3 protein-coding genes are annotated in these 2,061 nt (G+C 65.7%); 1 reads left to right on the top strand and 2 read right to left on the bottom strand.

From position 1 onward, the window contains the following. Positions 1 to 111: 111 nt before the first annotated feature. Together DD1DGNOD_RS14900 and DD1DGNOD_RS27080 are read right to left on the bottom strand one after the other, a co-directional pair. Complete coding sequence (locus DD1DGNOD_RS14900) at positions 112 to 798, bottom strand: response regulator (protein WP_131767044.1); 687 nt, start codon at positions 796 to 798, stop codon at positions 112 to 114. A 225-nt stretch (positions 799 to 1,023) separates the two neighbouring features. Continuing rightward, the gene (locus DD1DGNOD_RS27080; protein WP_165035016.1) at positions 1,024 to 1,200 is read right to left on the bottom strand and encodes a hypothetical protein; all 177 of its coding nucleotides are present in this window, start codon (positions 1,198 to 1,200) and stop codon (positions 1,024 to 1,026) included. Between the two features lie 313 nt (positions 1,201 to 1,513). On the opposite strand from DD1DGNOD_RS27080, the gene DD1DGNOD_RS14895 reads away from it, so the two are divergent. Continuing rightward, a complete protein-coding gene (locus DD1DGNOD_RS14895) occupies positions 1,514 to 1,951 on the top strand; it encodes a hypothetical protein (RefSeq protein ID WP_131767043.1) in 438 nt (145 codons plus the stop codon). The last annotated feature ends 110 nt before the right edge of the window (positions 1,952 to 2,061 follow it).

Raw genomic sequence — 2,061 nt, 5'->3', positions numbered from 1 at the left:
GGCCTGGACAACGCAGGACGGCACGACCGGTGTGGCGACGCCGCGCAACTCGGTCTGTAGTTACTGACAGTAGTTAATCGATCATCGGTTGACGAGCGTCGACAAGCATCGTCAGTGGGCGAGCTTGGTGGCGAAGACGGCGGCCTGGGTCCGGCTCTCCAACCCGAGCTTGGCCAGCAGACTCGACACGTAGTTCTTCACGGTTTTCTCCGCCAGGAACAGGCGGTTGGCGATCTGCCGGTTGGTCAGCCCCTCGGCGATGAGCGCGAGAATGCGACGTTCCTGTTCGGTCAGGCCGGCGAGCCGTTCGTCGTGGGTGGGCTCCTGGCCCAGCCGGCACAGCAGCCGGGGAGTCACAGCGGGGTCGAGAAGAGACTGACCCGCCGCGACCCGGCGCACGGCGTCCACCAGAGCCGTACCGCGGACCTGTTTGAGTACGTACCCGGCGGCGCCTGCCATGATCGCGGTGACCAGAGCCTCCTCGTCGTCGAACGAGGTGAGGATCAGGCAGGCGATGGCGGAGTCCTGGGACCGGACCTGCCGGCACACCTCGATGCCGCTGCCGTCCGGCAGGCGTGCGTCGAGTACCGCGACGTCGGGTTGTGCGGCGAGGATCACCCGGTCCGCGCCGTCGGCATGATCGGCCTCGCCAATCACCTCGATACCGGGCTCCCCGGAAAGAAGATCGCGCAGCCCGCGGCGGACCAGCTCATGATCGTCCAGGAGAAAAACCCGGATCGGTGTGACACCTGCCGTGACATCGATGGGCCCGGCCACGTTCGCAGATTCTTCTGACACGGTTTTCTCCGCCTGACCGGGGTTGTCCGTCACCGCACGTCATATTCTGTAAACAGATTCTAATCTGAGCTGGAACGGTTCGACCCGCAGGTCCCGGGTAATCGCTGGATGCCTCCTTTGCCACGGCCGGTCGATGTCGTCACCTCCGGCGACGTCACAGCTGCCGTCGGCAGCAGGGCGCAGGTCGAGCGAGTCCCGGCGGGGTACGGGTCGGGCGAGTACGGGTCAGAACTGGATGCTCACGGTGCCGCCGAGGACCAGGATCGGCCAGATGATCACGGCCAGGACGAAGGTGGCGAGCTGGGATCCGGAGTGAACCTGGTAGTTCTTGCTGATTGCGGCGACGATGCCGACGGCGAACCAGACCAGGGCGACGATGGGGACCTGTACCCGGGTACGCATGGCGGTCCTTTCTGGGCCGAGCAGCTTGTACGGACGAGAGCTTGTACGGACGTCATGTCCGGCGCCCCACGCAGGCGCCACAGGCTTGATCAACAGATTGGTCGATCTTTACCCTTGTCCGGGCGTTCAAACACCTTGTAGGCGAATGTGTCGGCAATGTCTCGTGAGCACCCCGGTGCCGGGAGCGACCGCATCATCCGAGAAGATGCGCTATCGGTTCCACGCGAGCCGGTTCGCGGTTGTCACGGTCGGGCTGTCACGGTCCGGTTGTCACGGTCCGGAGTTGGTTCACATATCAGAGAGGATGTTGCAGATGCGCATGGGTAGGGTCGGTGCGGAATCGGGTCCCGCGACCGCCGAACAGGTGGTCAAGATCCTGGAGGAGTACGTGGGCGGTCTCCCCGTCGCCGATCCGGACGAGCCGTGCACCTTCGTCCGCACCTGGACACTGACGCGCGCCCTGTCCGAACTGCGGGTGGGCTGCGCGGTCGTGCGCCGGTTCGCCGAGGACGACCGTCCGGACGAGGCTGACGACCAGCGGACATACGAGCAGCTCGTCGGTGTCGCACAGGTACTGGCCGCGCGGGGATTCCAGTCCGAAGAGGTCTACGAGGGCTGGCGGACGGTCGCCATCGACCTGCGTCCGTCGGCCGCGCAGATTCCTGTCCCGGCCGGAGCGGACAAGACCGAGAAGATCGAGAAGAAGCGGCGCCGAGGTCTGTGGCGGTCGTCACCGGTCGTCGCCGCCTGAACGGCTGCGCGCTACTCCCTGAACGGCTGCGCGCTAAAGGCCAGAAGCAGGTCGCCTTGTGGGTGTGATGCGCTCGTCCACCGCGGTAGTTCGGTGGACGAGCGCCGGCC

This window comes from Candidatus Protofrankia californiensis (assembly GCF_900634765.1).
Taxonomy (GTDB): domain Bacteria; phylum Actinomycetota; class Actinomycetes; order Frankiales; family Frankiaceae; genus Protofrankia; species Protofrankia californiensis.
This window is presented reverse-complemented; position numbering and strand designations above follow the sequence as displayed.

Coding starts and splice junctions, on each gene's coding strand:
- DD1DGNOD_RS27080 (WP_165035016.1), bottom strand. CDS start 1,200: ATGCGTACCCGGGTACAGGTCCCCATCGTCGCCCTGGTCTGGTTCGCC.
- DD1DGNOD_RS14895 (WP_131767043.1), top strand. CDS start 1,514: ATGCGCATGGGTAGGGTCGGTGCGGAATCGGGTCCCGCGACCGCCGAA.